The following is a 15,917-nucleotide window of genomic DNA, read 5'->3' on the forward strand; positions in this document are numbered from 1 at the left end:
TTATTTAGCTGAAGCTAGCTAACTCTAATTCGACATGACGCAAACTTTGTTGAAGGCGTTTCTGAGTGGCAATTAAATACGCTTTTTGTTTGTTCTGTTTAACTTGTTGCTGTCGTGCAGCTTTATATAACACACGCTTAGGAATGTGGTACTGCTCAGACGCTTCGGTGATTGTCAGTTGGTGCACCGAAATTTTTTTTAGCGCTTCAATAAATGCAGGGTCATTATTTAACATAACGACGCTCCAAATCAGCAACATTATGCGGATCGTTTGCTTCATGTATATGCCATGTGCTGATGTCTAATCGCCAAAGTAGATAAAGAGTGTGAAAGAAGTTAGTCACGTTAGTCTCCTTGTTAGTGCCAGTTCACACTCACTATTGGAAGATCTGTGCCAACCCTTTATTAAATTAAAATTCATTAAAAATCAATAGGTTAACTTATGGTGGTTTGAGTGTCCCTAAAATCAGGCACTAAAATAGTGAAAGGCAAATGCAGTAATGCACTTTAATGATGCGTGCTTTTATTGTTGAACGAGGAAATACGCGATGTGAAATCGCTACTACTTACTCGTATCTATTTCTCGTAGGAATGACTTTAGTCATGAATAATTAACCACCACACAAAAGTAAAACCTTGGCCGTAGGCGTGAAACTTGTTTCGCGCGCCAAGCAAGCGTGACGCCTACAGGTAGTACCGGCTTTATGCCGCGACATGGCTAAGGTCGGTGCGATACGAGAATAAAACGCGATGTGAAATCGCTGCTACGTGCTCGCACCTCGTTTTTCATTCCTCGTTACTCAAACCCTTCCAACACAAGCTTTCCGCGAGCTTTGTGAGATTCTAAAATCCCATGGGCTTTAATAAGGTTTGCTACGTTTATCTTACCTAAATGCTCACCCAATGTTGTTTTAATTGTGCCGTTATCAACCAAGGTGGCAAGTTCTGATAGAAGCTGATGCTGGGCAATCATATCCTCTGTTTGGAACATTGAGCGGGTATACATAAACTCCCAATGCAACGAAATACTTTTACGCTTTAACTTCAAAATATCAAAGCTTGCAGGGTCGTCGATCAGTGCCAATTTACCTTGTGGCTTGATCACTTCCATAATGCTATCAAGGTGTTGGTCGGTGTGCGTTAAGCTCACTACGTAATCAAATTCATTCAGGTCGGCCGCAAGACGTTGCTCGTTAAGGTTTTTGCTATGATCAAGCACATGATCAACACCTAAACCTTTAAGCCAGTTGGCGCTTTCTTCTCGTGCGGCGGTACCAACAACGGTTAAATTGGTAAGCTGTTTGGCAAGCTGCACTAAAATTGAGCCTACACCACCTGCGGCACCTATTACTAATACAGAGGCTGGCTTATTGTTCTTAGATTTTTCAATCTGTAAGCGGTCAAACAATAGCTCCCATGCCGTAATACTTGTTAAGGGCAGGGCGGCTGCTTCACTATTACTCAGGCTTGTTGGTGCAAGACCGACAATGCGTTCATCAACAAGTTGCAGCTCAGCATTACTGCCTTGGCGCGTTAAGTCGCCAGCATAAAACACACGGTCACCGACATTAAATAACGATACTTTGTCGCCAACAGTTTTAACCGTCCCCACGGCGTCCCAGCCAATAACTTTGTAGCCATTGTCTGGTGAAACGTTAGCGCGAATTTTAGTATCTACAGGGTTTACTGAAATTGCTTCTACGGCGACAAGAATGTCGTGACCTGTCGCAACGGGATCAGCTAATTCAATCGCTTGTAGTGATGAGTCAGATAACGTTGGGGTTGCTGTAGTGTATCCAAATGCTTTCATAATGGTGTCCGTATTGATGAGTTTTAAACACTATAGCGTATAGAATTATATTAAAAAGAGGTGTAATCCAAATTCACTTTCAAATAATTTTTGTTAATTAAGGTCACTATTTACTAAATCGAGTAATTCAATTAGTTGCAGTGCTTGTTGTTCGTTAATGCTCGGGAAGCGACAACGAATTTGCGACGGTATCTCAGCGGCTTGATCTTGCATCGCCTTGCCTTTGGCTTCGAGCTGCACGAGTCGTTTGCGTTTATCATGGCTATCCTTAGTGATCGACAACAATGCTTTATCGCTCATTTTTTTCAAAATTTGCGTCATCGCACCGCCATCAATGGCGGTTTTTTCAAGTAATTCAGCAATACTGATCTGATCTTTTTCCCACAGCGCCATCATAACTACGTACTGCGGGTAGGTTAAATCTAATTGATTGAGAGAATCTCGATACGCACGGGCAATCCCATTCGATGCCATATACAAGCGGTGGCATAGCTGGTTATCTAATTTTAGTTGTGGGTATTTCATGCACGATCCTCAAAATTCAACACGAGTATTTTAATTTGCATGCAAAGTATTTGCAATCCCGAAAAAGCTGATCTAATATACTTTGCATACAAAATATATTTTCACTCAATTAGGAGAGTAATCATGAAAGAACTACAAAGCGTCGCATACACAGCAAACGCAACAGCAACAGGTGGCCGTGAAGGCACAGCAAAATCAGACGATGGTCGTTTAGATGTGGCACTATCAACTCCTAAAGGGTTAGGTGGTGATGATGGTCAAGGTACAAACCCTGAGCAGTTATTTGCAGCTGGTTACGCGGCTTGTTTTATCGGCGCATTAAAGTTAGTGGCAGGCCAAGCAAAAATTAAATTACCAGCAGATACCCACATTAATTCTGAAGTATCAATTGGTCCTATCGAAGGTGGTTTTGGTATTGCAGTTAAGCTTGCGGTATCGGTAGGTGATCTTGATAAAGACACCGCCCTTGCACTGGTTAATAAAGCGCACGAAGTATGCCCATACTCAAACGCAACACGCGGTAACATTGCTGTAGAGTTATCAGTGATCTAATCGCTATTTACCAAAATAGGCCGTGCTTTATGCACGGCTTTTTTGTTTTTCAGCAATCGATTTTGCTAAATCGCCTGAACCAGTAAGTGCTGATACTAGACCTTCGCGTGGTTCACTAAATTGTATTGGCTTTATCTTGCTTGCTCGGGCTGCATCGAATACCGGTATTTGGCTCATTGCGTATTCCGACAATGCGGTAATGGTTAATGATGGGTTTACCCCTAAATTTCCGGGTATGATTGAGCCGTCAATAACACGTAGGTTTTGATAGCCGAACACTTCACCTGAGCTATCAACAACGCCGTTAGAGGCATCAGTGCCCATGGCGACTCCACTCATTATATGCGCCGTCATTGGGGCACCAAAGAGCACTTCAGTTAAGGCTGAACCGGGCACGCCACCGAGTTTTTCGGCGTAGAGTTTGGTTGCTTCTTCTGCTTTTGGAAAACTAACGCTAAGCGGCGTGTCATTGTCTTTTTGCACCGCAGTAATGCTGTTCTTAAATAACCGATACCACTTGCGTCGCCATTCAAGGTGAATAAACGCCTCGGATTTTTGCATCACCAAAAATACAATTGAGCTGCGGGCTTTGCCTTTTGGCCGCAATACTTTAGCTGTTTTTATTGGATGGCGCAGTGTATTCACTAAAAACTTAGCAATACGCTTGAGGCCTTTGCCTGTCACCATAGGAACGTAAGGTAAATATAGCCATGTGCCATCAGCGCCTTCTCTAAACCGGCAAATTTCAATGTTGGTGTCTTTGTCGACCGAAATAAATGAGCTGATCGCAACGCCATCATCAACTTTTTTAGTGGTATTGTTCGCGGTGGTGAGGGTTTCTGAGTTAGTGCGAATTTGCTGGCCTAGCCAAGCTGAAATATTGGGCAGTGTTTTGTCTTTATCGCGCATTTTTAAAAGCAAAGGCACGGTGCCCATGACCCCTGCGCTTAGCACGACGCCCCGTGTTGTCAGCGTATAAATATGGCTATTGCGATGGCTGGTATCTTTAATTTTAATTTTGTATCCGGCGCTGCCATCTGCATTAAGCGGGATGATTTTGATTACTTCAGAGCTAGGTCTTATTTCTACACCGTTGCGTTCAGCAAAGTACAGGTAATTTTTCATTAAAGTATTTTTGGCATTATGGCGACAACCAATCATGCAGCTACCACAGTAATGGCAGGTATTTCGCCTCGGACCATCGCCATTAAAGTATGGGTCGGGTAGCTCTTTTTTATAGGCTTCGCCGGGTTTTGCAAAAAGCACCCCGGTGTTCACGGTTTTGAATGAGTCGCCTTGCCCCATCTGATCAGCAATGTCTTTTAGTGTGTGATCGGCAACATTGGTATAGGTATTTTTGGCGCTACCTAACATGCGCTGTGCAAGGCCATAGTAGGGCATGAGGCTGTCTTTCCAGTCTGATTTTATCCGTGTCCAAGCAGGAGATTGAAAGACTTCATCATCAGGAATAAGGTGCACATTGGCATAAATTTGTGAGCCACCGCCAACACCAACGCCATGTAACACTGCGACTTTGCTGGTAAACGAAAATTGAATGCAGCCTTTAAGGCCAATTTCTGGCTGCCACATATAGTTTTTGATATCTAGGTTGGTCTTTGGAAACTCTTTGTCTTCGCGGCGAAGACCTTTTTCAAGTACTAAAACCCGGTTACCTTTTTCGCTTAGGCGAAGCGCACTCACAGAGCCACCAAATCCCGAGCCTATAATAATTTGGTCAAAATCAAATGTGTGTTGCTGCATTGTTTTCGCCTATTGGTGTTTATTATTAATTTAGCTGATTATTAACTTACTTTTTAATTATTAGAAATCATACTTTTTTTATATTTATCCTAATGAAACCAGACAAATGGTCTAAACTAAAGGTGATTTATAATAGTAGCAGGAAGAATCAATGCGGCAGTTAGCGTTAGCGAAAAAGTTGTTATGGCTTACAGTTGGAAGCATTTTCATAACCGTTTTTGTTTTATCAAGTGTTTTATGGTGGCAATTATCGAGCAGTAACCAAGATTTAGCTGCGCAATCAGAAAAGCTGATTGTCGCCGAAGTTGAAGAAAAGCTAGCCTCAAATGCCGTAGCGTATGGTGAACAAGTTGCAGGTTTCATAAACGAAGCCTATCGAGTACCTTACTCATTTGCAGCAATCTTAGGGGATCACGATGCAGCAGGCACCTTAACTCGAGATGCGGTGGTTGAGTTAAATCGCTCTTTGCTACAAAAAAATACTATTCTTTCATCTATTTATTCGCAATTTGAAGCAAATGCGTTTGATGGCCGAGATGCTAATTTTATTAGTGGATATGATCACTCAGTTGCTGGTGTAGGTACTTTAGAAATCTACTTTACTCGTAATAGAGATGGCAGCATAGAACAGCAGGCAGTTGACGATGCGGCTGAAAAATATGTGGATACGCTCAATGAATTTGGTCAGCGTGAAGCTGAGTGGTACTTGTGTGTAAAAGACACCAAAGTGCCATGTATTATGGAACCCTACTTATACGAAATCACCCCTGGTTATTCTGAAATGATGACCTCTTTAACTGTGCCCATTCTTCGTGATAACGAATTTATTGGTGTTGCCGGGGTTGATTTAACATTGCCTGTATTTCAAAGCATGACCGAGCAACTCTCAAAAGAATTGTATAACGGCAAAGCTCGCGTCACTTTATTAAGCTCACTCGATTTAGTGGTTGGTAGCAGCCATTACAAAGATAAGCTTGGCAGACCGTTAAAAGAGGCGGTGGCTAAAAGCACTTTAGACAATTACGTAAAAGCGAAAAAGCAAAGTGGTGTATTTAAAGTCGGTGATGAGTATTTAGTTAACTACCCAATTACCATAAAGCTTGCTAAAACACAGTGGAACTTACTGATTGAAGTACCCGCCGAGCTTGCCCTTGAAGGGCCTCAAGCGCTAGCAAATAGCATGAGTGAAAATGCCAACACACTAGGCGGTTTGATTTTGGTGACGGGTATTATTATTGCTGGTGCAGCCTTTGTGATCATGACCTTAGTGATCCGTACAATTGTGGCACCATTACAGCAGATTCAAAAGCGCGTTGATAACCTTGCTAGTGCTGAAGGTGACTTAACTCAGACCTTACATGTTGATACTCACGCTGAGCTAATCGCATTAGCAACTGGCTTTAACGCGTTTCTTGCTAAATTGCGCGATTTAATTGGTGAGCTTAAGAATGTATCAACGCAAACCAAAGAGCAGGCTCACCTAGCGACTAGTGTTGCTGTTGATACTAAGCACAACGTTCAAGCTCAATTCCAAGAAATTGAGAGCGTAGTGACCGCTATGAACGAAATGAGCGCAACAGCCCTTGAAGTTGCAAGAGCCTCAGAGCAGTCAGCGCAACAAGCCGATGAAATAAATGGTTTAGTTGTTAGCAGTGAATCGAGCTTGTCGTCTGCGGTTACCCAAGTTAAAACCATGTCGGACGAAATTAAAGAGGCTAATCAAGCGGTCGAAAAAGTTGCGGCACGTAGTAACGACATTACACAAATTTTAGACGTGATCCGAACGATTGCAGAGCAAACAAACTTACTTGCACTGAATGCGGCAATTGAAGCAGCAAGGGCTGGTGAACAAGGTCGTGGCTTTGCGGTGGTGGCTGATGAAGTAAGGGCCCTTGCTTCAAAAACGCGTTCATCAACCGATGACATCAGTGGTTTAATTGACAGCTTACAGCTAGAAGTAGGTAATGCGTCTAAGGTTATTGAGCAAGGTGTTGTGCGTGCACAGACCGCGGTAGATGAAACCTCAGTTGCATTTGATGCATTACACGAAGTTGTAGTTAAAGTAGACGAAATCACGCAACAAATTACCCACATTGCAACGGCTGCAGAAGAGCAAAGCTCGGTCACAGAAGAAATAAACCGCAACCTGACGTTAATTTCAGATGCCGCATCACAACTCGCTGAGCTATCTACCCAAGCCGGTGATGGTAGCCAAACTCTTAATGCACTTGTTGCACAACAAGATGATGAGTTGAATAAGTTAAAAACGAAATAGAGAGGGAGCTATAAGTTCTAGTTGCGAGATAAGAGATGCGAGAAAAACGCGATGTGAAATCGCTGCTACAAGCTCGCATCTTGTATCTATTTATCGTAGGAATGACTTTAGTCATGAAAGATTAATCACCACAAAAAAGTAAAACCTTGGCCGTAGGCGTGAAACGTGTTTCGTGCGCCAAGCAAGCGTGACGCCTACAGGTCGCAGCGGCTTTATGCCGCGACGAAGGGTAAAAATATCGTTATGCGATGAAGTAATCGAATCTGAAATCGATTAAGGGTGGTTATACATCGCTCGTAATTGTTAGATATTTATTTTTACCAAAAGTAACGTAATAAATGGGTAAAAATAGACCCGATAGTAAGTTACTGCTCATAGTGTTCGAAACAGTTACTTTATTTGATTGAATATCTTTGACAGAAAGTTTAGGGCTAGAGCACCAATCAATGGAGAACCAGATGAATCTAGCGTCGTCAGGTATTGTGTAGTTGGTTAAAGAGTTGGGTTTGATTTTTCCGATTTTTTTAGAATCGGCCCATAAAGTGTAATCTCTAATTTTATCATGATATTGTTTTGGTCTGGTTACTTCAATTTCCATTTGAACCTCACTAGGATAGTAATTCCATTAAACTTAACGGGCTTATAGCTCGTTTTCTTCCATATTCAGTGTATTTTTATCAGAGCCGTTAATTAATTACTAGTCGTATAGTGCAAAGAAACTTAAGCTCATGCTCGCACCTCGCACCTCGCACCTCGCACCTCGCACCTCGCACCTCGCACCTCGCACCTCGCACCTCATTTATCGTAGGAATGACTTTAGTCATGAAAGATTAATCACCACACAAAAGTAAAACCTTGGCCGTAGGCGTGAAACGTGTTTCGTGCGCCAAGCAAGCGTGACGCTTGTCTTCTGTGACTTAACAACTTGATTGTCTGCTATTCATACAATTTATTAGACTAATAGTTAATGTGTTTGAAAAATAACCTTTAGCTTACTTTTTCATAGCGTTTTTTCTAAATAAAGCTATTTATATCAATGTATTAAATTTATTTTCGGATGCTCTCAGTTTATTAAAAACACCTATTTTATAAATTCATACCCTACCTTTTGCCTAATCGTGTTTTACATCAGGCTGCTTTACCCTAACTGCATAATAAAAACTCACACAATTTTTCAAGATAGGTAGTAGGAGAACTTATGAATAAGAAGCAACAAAGCTATCAAGATCTTCATAAACCCAGCAGTGAATTTTCGAGTCGTGACGAATACCTTGAACACGAATTACAAATTATGCAGCCTAAGCGTTGGCGTCCAAATTTACCATTTCGTGACTATCGATTTGAATTAGAAGACTCTATCCCTGCCATGGCAGGGACCATAGGCAAGGTGGTCATGGTGGGTGCAATTGCTGCAACATTTGCAGCGCCACTGGGCTTAGGTGAAGGCTTTATTTTAGAAAACGTGCGTTATGAGCTGTTAATTGTATCGATCTTCATTTTATTATTTTCGGGCTTCTTTTTACCAACAGCAAACTTAGCGGGTACGCATGGGCCGCTTATTCCTTTGATCCCGATAGTGGTGGCAGCGGGTGGTCACCCAATGGCCTTCGGTTTACTGATAGGGGCGTTTGGCTTATTACTGGCGCTTAGTAAAGGCGGGAGTTTACTGGCGGGGTTAACCAGCCGAGGCGTGTGTGGCGGTTTACTGCTTTACCTTGGCTTTATTGGTACGATTTCACAGGTTAAAAAGCTGTTTGCATGGGCTGAAGGCATTGATATGACCCATATTGCTTTCATTGTAATTTTATCGACTATCGTGTTGTACGCCTTACTTGAGCACTACAAAAAACGTTGGTTAGCCGTGCCATTAAGTTGCTTGCTTGGCGGTTTAATTGCATTTTTACTAGGGGCGCCGTTTGAGTTTAAAACAGCACCGGGTTTACCAAATATGAACCCAATGTATTGGTGGGGTGAAAATACCGGTTGGATGCTGGGATTACCAACCCTAGAGAGCTTTGTAGTGGTCTTGCCATTCGCGGTGCTTGCGGTTGCCATGTGGTCACCTGACTTTTTAGGACATCAAGTATTCCAAAAAATTAGTTACCCAGAACGCACTGAAAAAGTACAAATGAACATTGACGATACCATGTTTAGTGCTTCAATCCGCCAGACATTTGGTTCATTGTTAGGCGGCTCTAACTTTACCTCGTCATGGGGAACCTACATCGTGCCAGCAGCTATCGCTAAACGCCCAATTCCTGCGGGAGCGGTGTTAACAGCATTATTTTGTATCATTGCCAGTATTTGGGGCTACCCAATGGATTTAGCTATTTGGCAACCTGTGTTATGCGTCGCTTTGATTGTCGGTGTGTTTATCCCACTTCTTGAAGCTGGCATGGAAATGACCCGTGAAGGTAAAACTACGCAATCAGCTGCTATTGTGGTGTTTTCCTCGACCTTAGTGAACCCTGCATTTGGTTGGTCATTAACTATGTTGCTCGACAATTTGGGCTTAATTGGTTGTAAAGAGCGAAGCTCTGAGCTGTCTCCAATGAGCCGCTGGATTATTCCATTAGTGATGTTTGTTATCTTAACAAGCGTGATGGCAATAGTGGGGATGCTGCCAGGTATTCCGGCTTTAATGTCAGACTTTAGACATTGATATGTGAGGGTAAGGTGATAAACGCCTTACCCTTTAATAATTTTTTATAAGTGTGAACATCATACCAATAAGCTGCTCAGTCATCGGTTTCGACATTGGCCTGTGTAAATAACTTCTTAAGCCAGTAAATTGTATCTGAAATAAACGAGCATATTCTAGCGGACTATGAGTGTTGGCTAGTTCACCACGCTGTTGTGCAATATCAAATAGAGTCGATAAGTCGTGTTCAAACTGCTGCAAAAGGTCATCGGTTAACGTTTTAAGTTTAGGCTGAGTGTGATCGAATTCTGTACTTGCTTTGATTAACATACATACTTCACATCCATCTTCAGCACTTTCAAGTACCGTAACAACAAATGCATGTAAGCCATCAAGCATTGTTTCGCTATTCTCAATATGGCTCGCTAGCAACAGCTTAAGTTGCGTAGCATAGACTTTTAAAGACTCTGAATATAAACCTTCTTTTGAACCAAACGCTGAATAAATACTGCCTGGGCGCATATCAACGACCGTTTGGAGATCACGGGTAGATGTCGTAGAAAAACCTTTTTTCCAAAATAGCATTTGTGCTTTCGTGATTACTTCATCGCGATTGAATTTAACTTTATTGACCATGACGAATACCAAAATTGAGCAGTTGTTCAATTTTAACTTGAACAACTGCTCAAAAACAACTAGGCTAATCATAAATCTTAGTCAGACACGATAGGAGATAACATGAAAAACTTTGAACTCTACACAAAAGAAACCGCGCCAGAGGGCTCAAAAGCACTTATCGATAACTCAGTATCAGCCTTTGGTATGTTGCCAAATTTACATGCCGTGATGGCAGAGGCACCTACACTACTTGAAGGTTACCAAGTGCTTCATGAGTTATTTCAAAAAACATCGTTTAATGCTCAAGAGCTGACAGTTGTTTGGCAAACAATTAATGTTGAACATAATTGTCATTATTGTGTACCTGCACATAGTGCAATCGCTGCGAGTATGAAGGTTGATCAAGAGATTGTTGATGCGTTAGTTAATAAAACTCCACTTGCTGATCCCAAGTTAGAAACTTTAAGAAATACAACCTTAGCAATGACGCGAAACCGAGGTGTAATTGACGAAAGTGAGTTAGAAGAGTTTTACAGTGCGGGTTATGGAAATCAGCAATTATTAGAAATTGTTCTAGGTTTAGCACAAAAAGTGATGAGTAATTATACGAACCATTTAGCTGATACGCCTGTTGATCAGCCGTTTAAAAAATTTATTAAGTAATAAATAAAGCACGGCTATATACCCAAACCACCTCAAGGTGCGAGTTTCTGCATCTTGAGGAGGTTTGGGCATAGCTTACTTAAACTTAACCGTTTTTTCGCTGCGGGTGTAAGTTCGGGTATCGGGTTTTGTCCATTGACCTTTTTTAAGGTAAGAGGTCGACACTACAAAGCTGTTATCTTTAAACTCGCTTGTCGATTTGACTTTAGTGATCCCATCTTTATTACCCGTTACATTTTCATAAGCAACAAACTGAGTAGGGCTAAGTACATTCATAGTGCCTTGGGTGTAAAACCCAGCTGTAGTGAAGTAATAAAACACCAAAGACTGCTTTTTATTGTCCCAAAAAATCATCGACTCACCACCATATTCACCTTCATTGATAGAGTGAATGGTTTTAATAGCCGTGCCATTGAGCGCGCGTTGCCAGGTACTCACATCTTGCACCGCAGGTTTACCTGCTGCGACATTAAAGTCTGACTGCCACGTGCCTAAGTAAGGTTCAAACACTTTTAGCTTGTCATCAAGTTGTTGCTCTGCTGCCATAACAGAAAGCGAACACAGGCAGATTGATAGTAAAAGTGATTTTAGGTATGCCATAATAGCGCCCCGATAAAATTAATTTGTTTTGCACAGTATAGGTGATACTTCGTTGATTAAGAAAACATTAATTACATTTTCATTGTTGTTTTTAGCGCTGCTATGGCTGACATCATGGCAACTTAATATTACCTACTTTATTGCAGGCACTTACAGTGTAGCGAGCTTAGTAAGCTTTTTGGTGTATGGCTGGGATAAACGTTTAGCAATGCAACATGGCGAGCATGTGATAAGAGTACCTGAGCGTACACTGCATATTTTAGGGTTAATCGGCGGTTGGCCAGGTTCATTCATTGCACAGCAATGGTTAAGACACAAATCTAAAAAACGCAGTTTTATTGCTGTACTCTGGTTAACAGTTATTGTTAATTGCAGTGCGATATGGTCGCTATATTATTTTAAGTTAATTTAAAAGAAGCTCAAAAAAGGAAAGCAGTCGCTTTCCTTTTTTGTTAAAACCACTTATTGAGCAGCTTGAATTGATTCAATGCTATCAAGTTCAATTGTTAGAATTGTTTTCTTATCAACAACAACCCATTTGCGGTAAGTTAAGTAACCTGGCTTGGTTACTTCAATGTCGTACTTACCTTCATCAAGTTCAATACCATCTTCATAAACAGGTTTAATATTCATAATACGAACGCGCGCATCATCAGGTGTTGTGACTACCGTTAATGAAATTACAGGTACTTCTTCTACCACTTCAGCTACAGGCTCTACAATTGGCTCTGGCTCCGGTGAAACTTCTGTAGTTGATGAGCAGCCCGCTAGTATTACTAACGCACAAGCCAGACTTAATTTTTTCATAATTACTCCATTTAATTACACTATTTAGTAAACGTGAAAGAAGAAGAGTGGTGTTTTCAAAAGTAAAACTTTGCAAAATTGCTCTTCTCTGACGCTTGATTATTTAAGTTACTGAGTTAGAGGGTATTTTCTAGACTCTTCCGTATTTCTTCACTGCGTTCAACTAGCTTCTCTGCCGTTCGGTACATTTTTACTTTCATTAAGCTGCTTGCCATAGAAATATACGTTGTCGCTATCTGATCTTTGATCATTAAAATAGGCTCAAATGACTCAGGGAAAATTTCTGCTTCTTTGCTAAATGACTCATCAAATTCGATAAGCTGCTTATAGTCTGAAACATTAGCTAGTTGAGAGCTAAACTTTGCTAACTTTTCTTGATAAAAAATCTTTGCATCATCGTCAGGGTAACTGACTGTGATCCCCTCACTGATTTTTTTCTTATATTCAGCTAAAGCGATCATGGCTGACTCTTTTTTCCTCAACGCAGTAACGAGTGGCTCAAGTTCTGAAGTATTTGAAAAAACTAATTCACCTACATCAAGTAGCCTTTTCTGTGTAACGAAATCCTCGTTTTCAATCGAGCTTAAAACAGCTAGTTTGAAATTATCTATGTGTTCTTGGTTGGGTGCGTATACAAAACTAGAATCAATAATGTTTATTTGAGATACAAGGCTATCTATATTATTGTCACCGCTCTCGGTATACCTCGATTGCGATAAAAGTACATCCAGACGATAGCTAAGATCAGAAAGGATCGACTGCCTTTCAGTAAGTAAACTTTCGAGTTTATTACTTAGTGTTTCAGAATCAGGGTAGACCTTTTTCGCTTCGTCATAGATATGAATAGCTTCATCATAGGCTCTTGTATTTATGGAAGTTCGTGGTAAATCTTCAACCTGCTGAGAAAATTTTTCTACGATTTTATTTTGATGGACAGCTAAAAGCCCTTCTTTTAAAACTTTATATTGTGGAGGTATTTCATTTAGGCGTTGTGGTAAGCCATCACTAGACCAACCCATCCATGTTTCAAGTTGTTCAACTTTTGCGAGCGAGTTCTGATAGTTTGCTTCAATCAATTGCTGTGTATCACTTTGAGAGAAGTAAAGGTAACCAGCACCGCCAAGAAGTAAAGCGTAGCAAGCTGCATGGATAAATAGAGTGGTTCTATTATTGTTTAGTTCGGACCTAATTTCGGACAATGATTTAGGACGATTTGCAGCATCAAGTGAAATGCATTTTTTGAGTTTGAGCCAAACACTGATAGAGCAATTGCTTGGTTTCTTGACACTTGTATCTTTTGCTACTTGATTTGCAGCGACTCTATTGTACGGATGCTTGCTTGTTAATAACTCAAATACGAGGCAGCCAAATGCAAATACATCGTCTTTGGCGGAAGGTTTGCCTCCATTTAATTGCTCAGGACTCGCATAAGTAGGAGTATATCCATTGCTATTAGGTTGTTCATCGTTAGCTGGAGCTGCATATTTATCTTCATGTAGATTTGTCTTTGCAATTCCAAAATCCAAGATTTTTAAGTTTCCTTGTGAGTCAAGAATTATGTTTGAAGGCTTTAAATCACTATGAACTATTCCCTTAGAGTGGGCATAAGTAAGGGCATCGATTAGCTGATTTATGATAGGCTTAGCTCTTTTTTGAGATAAACCACTGGGTTTATTTCTTTTAATTAATTGCTCAAGAGTTTCACCTTCAATCCATTCCATTACTACAAAATGGTACATGTCACTTGATGCAGCAGAAAAAACTCTCACAATGTTAGGATGAGAGAGAGCGCGAGTTTTAATAGTCTCATCTTTCAACAACAATAACGCATCTTCAGAGTCAGCTAGCTCTGGATGTAATACTTTTATTGCTACAATATCATCTTGATTAGAATGAGTATTTAGATAGGTGTCTCGCGCTCGGTAAATATAACCCATCCCACCTTCGCCAATTAATTCTTCAATTAAATAGCGTTTTGCGAGTGTTTTACCAATTAGATGAAGCTTGCTTTCTTTTTGTATTGCATTTTTATTTTTTATTGAGGCAATACGTGTTTTATCGTTTTCAGAAGTCATTATAATTCCTTTTTATAAAATCAATCTCCTTTTGACTGGTGCATATTTTACAAAAAATACACCAATAAGCAATCATTCAGTTTATATTAATGAAATAGTACTTAAGGTTTGGTTTTTAAGTGGGTACTACTTTATGTTCGTTTATTTTGTTTTTTAAAATTATTTTAAATTTCAAATTTGGGTATTTTTGCGCGTTGACTTTATTCCGTGAAGTATTTTATCCTATTAGAATGTTTGTATTTATGGGACTAACAATCAAATGGAAGTGATTCTAAATGTTACCAGTTATCACAGGCTGTCTCCTGAGATAGATGCGAAAAAAGTAGTAAAAAATGAATTAACTTTTGGTCGTTCAGAACAGTGTGATTGGTATTTACCTGATCCTGAAAAAGTAATATCTGGCCGTCATGGCAAAATCGTAAAAGAAACTGATGGCTTTTATGTATATGACTACTCAACCAATGGACTATTTGTAAACTTTTCTGTATCTCCTTTAGGTAAAGAAAATAAGCACCGCCTTAGTGATGGTGATGTTTTCACTATTGGTGACTATCAAATTGAATCTACAATCCAGCAAGCTAATCAACCACAAGGTTTTGAGCCGCAAATCAACTCATTTAACCCATTACAGCATGAATTAAAGAGCTCAACTGAAGATTTTAGTGGCTCTGCTGAGCGACAAGTAGCTCATGACAGTTCAAATGTGCTGGAAGAGGCAATAGTAGCGCCTACTTTTACGGAAGCACCGAGTGATAATATCGACATATTTTCACAACAAAGCCTGAGTCAACCCATTCCAGAGGATTGGGATGAACTCGCACAACTTTCAGCTACGGCAGAAGAAAAAGAAAATAGCGTGCCTGTATTACCGGCAGAAGAGCCTGTAATTAGCACTCCAGCTGTTAACGATAGTAAGCCGTTTAATAATGGCAATAGTGCAATTGCTGCAAATAACGCCTCTGTTAGCGCACCTGTAAAAGATAATCAAATTCCTAACTCATCGAAGTTAATCTCTTCATTTTTAAATGGCTTAAGTGTCAATGAAAAGCTATCAGCTGAGCTGCAAAATGAAGACACATGGCAACGTATGGGGGAGTGCTTTAAGCTTTTCCTTGAAGGCTCGATGGATTTGATTCGCCAGCGAACAAATATTAAGAATCAACTGAAATTGAATCACACAACGTTTAAAGTTGAACAGAATAATCCACTTAAGTTTTCAGCAACCATTGATGATGTAATGCAGAATCTTTTTGTTCGCAATAGTGCAAGTTTTTTGCCAGCGAATGAAGCAGTTAAAGAAAGCTTTGTTGATACAAAACTTCACGAGCAAGGGTTATTAGCAGGTGCAACAGGGGCACTTAATGGTCTTTTAGAACAATTATCACCCGATGGCATAAAAGCACAAAGCAATAATGGTGGGTTGCTTAGTTCATTGCCTGCTTATGGTGGTGCTTCTAGCTGGCGTATATATAACGAATTGTATGCTGATATTACAGATGATGTTAAAGCTAAAGGCGTTTTAGCGTTTTCTGATGATTTTCTGAAGGCGTACAATGGTGGAAATTAGCTGTATTACAATGAAGGAATAAT

Annotated in this window: 14 protein-coding genes; 6 read left to right on the plus strand and 8 right to left on the minus strand. The window is 40.4% G+C overall.

Annotated features, from left to right (window positions below):
- Nucleotides 1-4 precede the first annotated feature (4 nt).
- The 3 genes from NO991_RS01180 to NO991_RS01190 form a co-directional block, all read right to left on the minus strand.
- Nucleotides 5-235, minus strand: coding sequence for a helix-turn-helix domain-containing protein (locus NO991_RS01180; protein ID WP_138599189.1), 231 nt, complete (start codon nucleotides 233-235; stop codon nucleotides 5-7).
- 561 nt (nucleotides 236-796) lie between these two features.
- Nucleotides 797-1,810, minus strand: coding sequence for a zinc-binding alcohol dehydrogenase family protein (locus NO991_RS01185; RefSeq protein WP_371351569.1), 1,014 nt, complete (start codon nucleotides 1,808-1,810; stop codon nucleotides 797-799).
- 93 nt (nucleotides 1,811-1,903) lie between these two features.
- Nucleotides 1,904-2,335 carry a MarR family winged helix-turn-helix transcriptional regulator gene (locus tag NO991_RS01190; protein ID WP_054553603.1) on the minus strand — a complete coding sequence of 144 codons (432 nt, stop codon included), beginning with the start codon at nucleotides 2,333-2,335 and terminating at the stop codon, nucleotides 1,904-1,906.
- 123 nt (nucleotides 2,336-2,458) lie between these two features.
- Here NO991_RS01190 and NO991_RS01195 point away from each other — a divergent pair, with 123 nt between their 5' ends.
- Entirely contained in the window at nucleotides 2,459-2,887 is a 429-nt protein-coding gene (locus NO991_RS01195; protein WP_166338488.1) for an organic hydroperoxide resistance protein, read from the plus strand.
- Nucleotides 2,888-2,914: 27 nt separating this feature from the next.
- Here the strand turns inward: NO991_RS01195 and NO991_RS01200 are convergent, their stop codons facing one another.
- Complete coding sequence (locus NO991_RS01200; RefSeq protein ID WP_054553605.1) at nucleotides 2,915-4,648, minus strand: GMC family oxidoreductase; 1,734 nt, start codon at nucleotides 4,646-4,648, stop codon at nucleotides 2,915-2,917.
- Nucleotides 4,649-4,799: 151 nt separating this feature from the next.
- Here NO991_RS01200 and NO991_RS01205 point away from each other — a divergent pair, with 151 nt between their 5' ends.
- Complete coding sequence (locus NO991_RS01205) at nucleotides 4,800-6,923, plus strand: methyl-accepting chemotaxis protein (RefSeq protein ID WP_054553606.1); 2,124 nt, start codon at nucleotides 4,800-4,802, stop codon at nucleotides 6,921-6,923.
- Nucleotides 6,924-8,121: 1,198 nt separating this feature from the next.
- The gene (locus NO991_RS01210; RefSeq protein WP_138618854.1) at nucleotides 8,122-9,585 is read left to right on the plus strand and encodes a DUF3360 family protein; all 1,464 of its coding nucleotides are present in this window, start codon (nucleotides 8,122-8,124) and stop codon (nucleotides 9,583-9,585) included.
- A 33-nt stretch (nucleotides 9,586-9,618) separates the two neighbouring features.
- Here NO991_RS01210 and NO991_RS01215 read toward each other — a convergent pair whose 3' ends face one another.
- Nucleotides 9,619-10,200: a TetR/AcrR family transcriptional regulator gene (locus NO991_RS01215; protein WP_235377911.1), complete on the minus strand. Its 582-nt coding sequence runs from the start codon at nucleotides 10,198-10,200 to the stop codon at nucleotides 9,619-9,621.
- A 102-nt stretch (nucleotides 10,201-10,302) separates the two neighbouring features.
- On the opposite strand from NO991_RS01215, the gene NO991_RS01220 reads away from it, so the two are divergent.
- The gene (locus tag NO991_RS01220; protein WP_054553610.1) at nucleotides 10,303-10,845 is read left to right on the plus strand and encodes a carboxymuconolactone decarboxylase family protein; all 543 of its coding nucleotides are present in this window, start codon (nucleotides 10,303-10,305) and stop codon (nucleotides 10,843-10,845) included.
- Nucleotides 10,846-10,920: 75 nt separating this feature from the next.
- On the opposite strand, the gene NO991_RS01225 is transcribed toward NO991_RS01220, so the two are convergent.
- Nucleotides 10,921-11,445 carry a hypothetical protein gene (locus NO991_RS01225; RefSeq protein WP_054553611.1) on the minus strand — a complete coding sequence of 175 codons (525 nt, stop codon included), beginning with the start codon at nucleotides 11,443-11,445 and terminating at the stop codon, nucleotides 10,921-10,923.
- A gap of 52 nt (nucleotides 11,446-11,497) precedes the next feature.
- Between NO991_RS01225 and NO991_RS01230 the strand changes: the two genes are divergently transcribed.
- On the plus strand, nucleotides 11,498-11,857 hold the full coding sequence (locus tag NO991_RS01230) for a DUF1294 domain-containing protein (protein WP_371351570.1): 360 nt from the start codon (nucleotides 11,498-11,500) through the stop codon (nucleotides 11,855-11,857).
- Nucleotides 11,858-11,907: 50 nt separating this feature from the next.
- Here NO991_RS01230 and NO991_RS01235 read toward each other — a convergent pair whose 3' ends face one another.
- Both NO991_RS01235 and NO991_RS01240 read right to left on the minus strand, forming a co-directional pair.
- The gene (locus tag NO991_RS01235) at nucleotides 11,908-12,252 is read right to left on the minus strand and encodes a PEGA domain-containing protein (RefSeq protein WP_138618862.1); all 345 of its coding nucleotides are present in this window, start codon (nucleotides 12,250-12,252) and stop codon (nucleotides 11,908-11,910) included.
- Nucleotides 12,253-12,368: 116 nt separating this feature from the next.
- Nucleotides 12,369-14,327, minus strand: a complete 1,959-nt coding sequence (locus NO991_RS01240) for a serine/threonine-protein kinase (protein WP_371351571.1) — start codon at nucleotides 14,325-14,327, stop codon at nucleotides 12,369-12,371.
- Between the two features lie 259 nt (nucleotides 14,328-14,586).
- Between NO991_RS01240 and tagH the strand changes: the two genes are divergently transcribed.
- Complete coding sequence (tagH, locus tag NO991_RS01245; protein ID WP_371351572.1) at nucleotides 14,587-15,894, plus strand: type VI secretion system-associated FHA domain protein TagH; 1,308 nt, start codon at nucleotides 14,587-14,589, stop codon at nucleotides 15,892-15,894.
- The last annotated feature ends 23 nt before the right edge of the window (nucleotides 15,895-15,917 follow it).

Source organism: Pseudoalteromonas sp. DY56-GL22, assembly GCF_041414715.1.
Classification (GTDB): domain Bacteria; phylum Pseudomonadota; class Gammaproteobacteria; order Enterobacterales; family Alteromonadaceae; genus Pseudoalteromonas; species Pseudoalteromonas simplex.

Excerpts from the sequence above, each read along its gene's own strand:
- NO991_RS01210 (WP_138618854.1), top strand. The coding sequence starts at position 8,122 with ATGAATAAGAAGCAACAAAGCTATCAAGATCTTCATAAACCCAGCAGT.
- NO991_RS01240 (WP_371351571.1), bottom strand. The coding sequence starts at position 14,327 with ATGACTTCTGAAAACGATAAAACACGTATTGCCTCAATAAAAAATAAA.
- NO991_RS01180 (WP_138599189.1), bottom strand. The coding sequence starts at position 235 with ATGTTAAATAATGACCCTGCATTTATTGAAGCGCTAAAAAAAATTTCG.
- NO991_RS01215 (WP_235377911.1), bottom strand. The coding sequence starts at position 10,200 with ATGGTCAATAAAGTTAAATTCAATCGCGATGAAGTAATCACGAAAGCA.
- tagH (WP_371351572.1), top strand. The coding sequence starts at position 14,587 with ATGGAAGTGATTCTAAATGTTACCAGTTATCACAGGCTGTCTCCTGAG.
- NO991_RS01195 (WP_166338488.1), top strand. The coding sequence starts at position 2,459 with ATGAAAGAACTACAAAGCGTCGCATACACAGCAAACGCAACAGCAACA.
- NO991_RS01235 (WP_138618862.1), bottom strand. The coding sequence starts at position 12,252 with ATGAAAAAATTAAGTCTGGCTTGTGCGTTAGTAATACTAGCGGGCTGC.
- NO991_RS01200 (WP_054553605.1), bottom strand. The coding sequence starts at position 4,648 with ATGCAGCAACACACATTTGATTTTGACCAAATTATTATAGGCTCGGGA.
- NO991_RS01190 (WP_054553603.1), bottom strand. The coding sequence starts at position 2,335 with ATGAAATACCCACAACTAAAATTAGATAACCAGCTATGCCACCGCTTG.
- NO991_RS01185 (WP_371351569.1), bottom strand. The coding sequence starts at position 1,810 with ATGAAAGCATTTGGATACACTACAGCAACCCCAACGTTATCTGACTCA.
- NO991_RS01220 (WP_054553610.1), top strand. The coding sequence starts at position 10,303 with ATGAAAAACTTTGAACTCTACACAAAAGAAACCGCGCCAGAGGGCTCA.
- NO991_RS01225 (WP_054553611.1), bottom strand. The coding sequence starts at position 11,445 with ATGGCATACCTAAAATCACTTTTACTATCAATCTGCCTGTGTTCGCTT.
- NO991_RS01205 (WP_054553606.1), top strand. The coding sequence starts at position 4,800 with ATGCGGCAGTTAGCGTTAGCGAAAAAGTTGTTATGGCTTACAGTTGGA.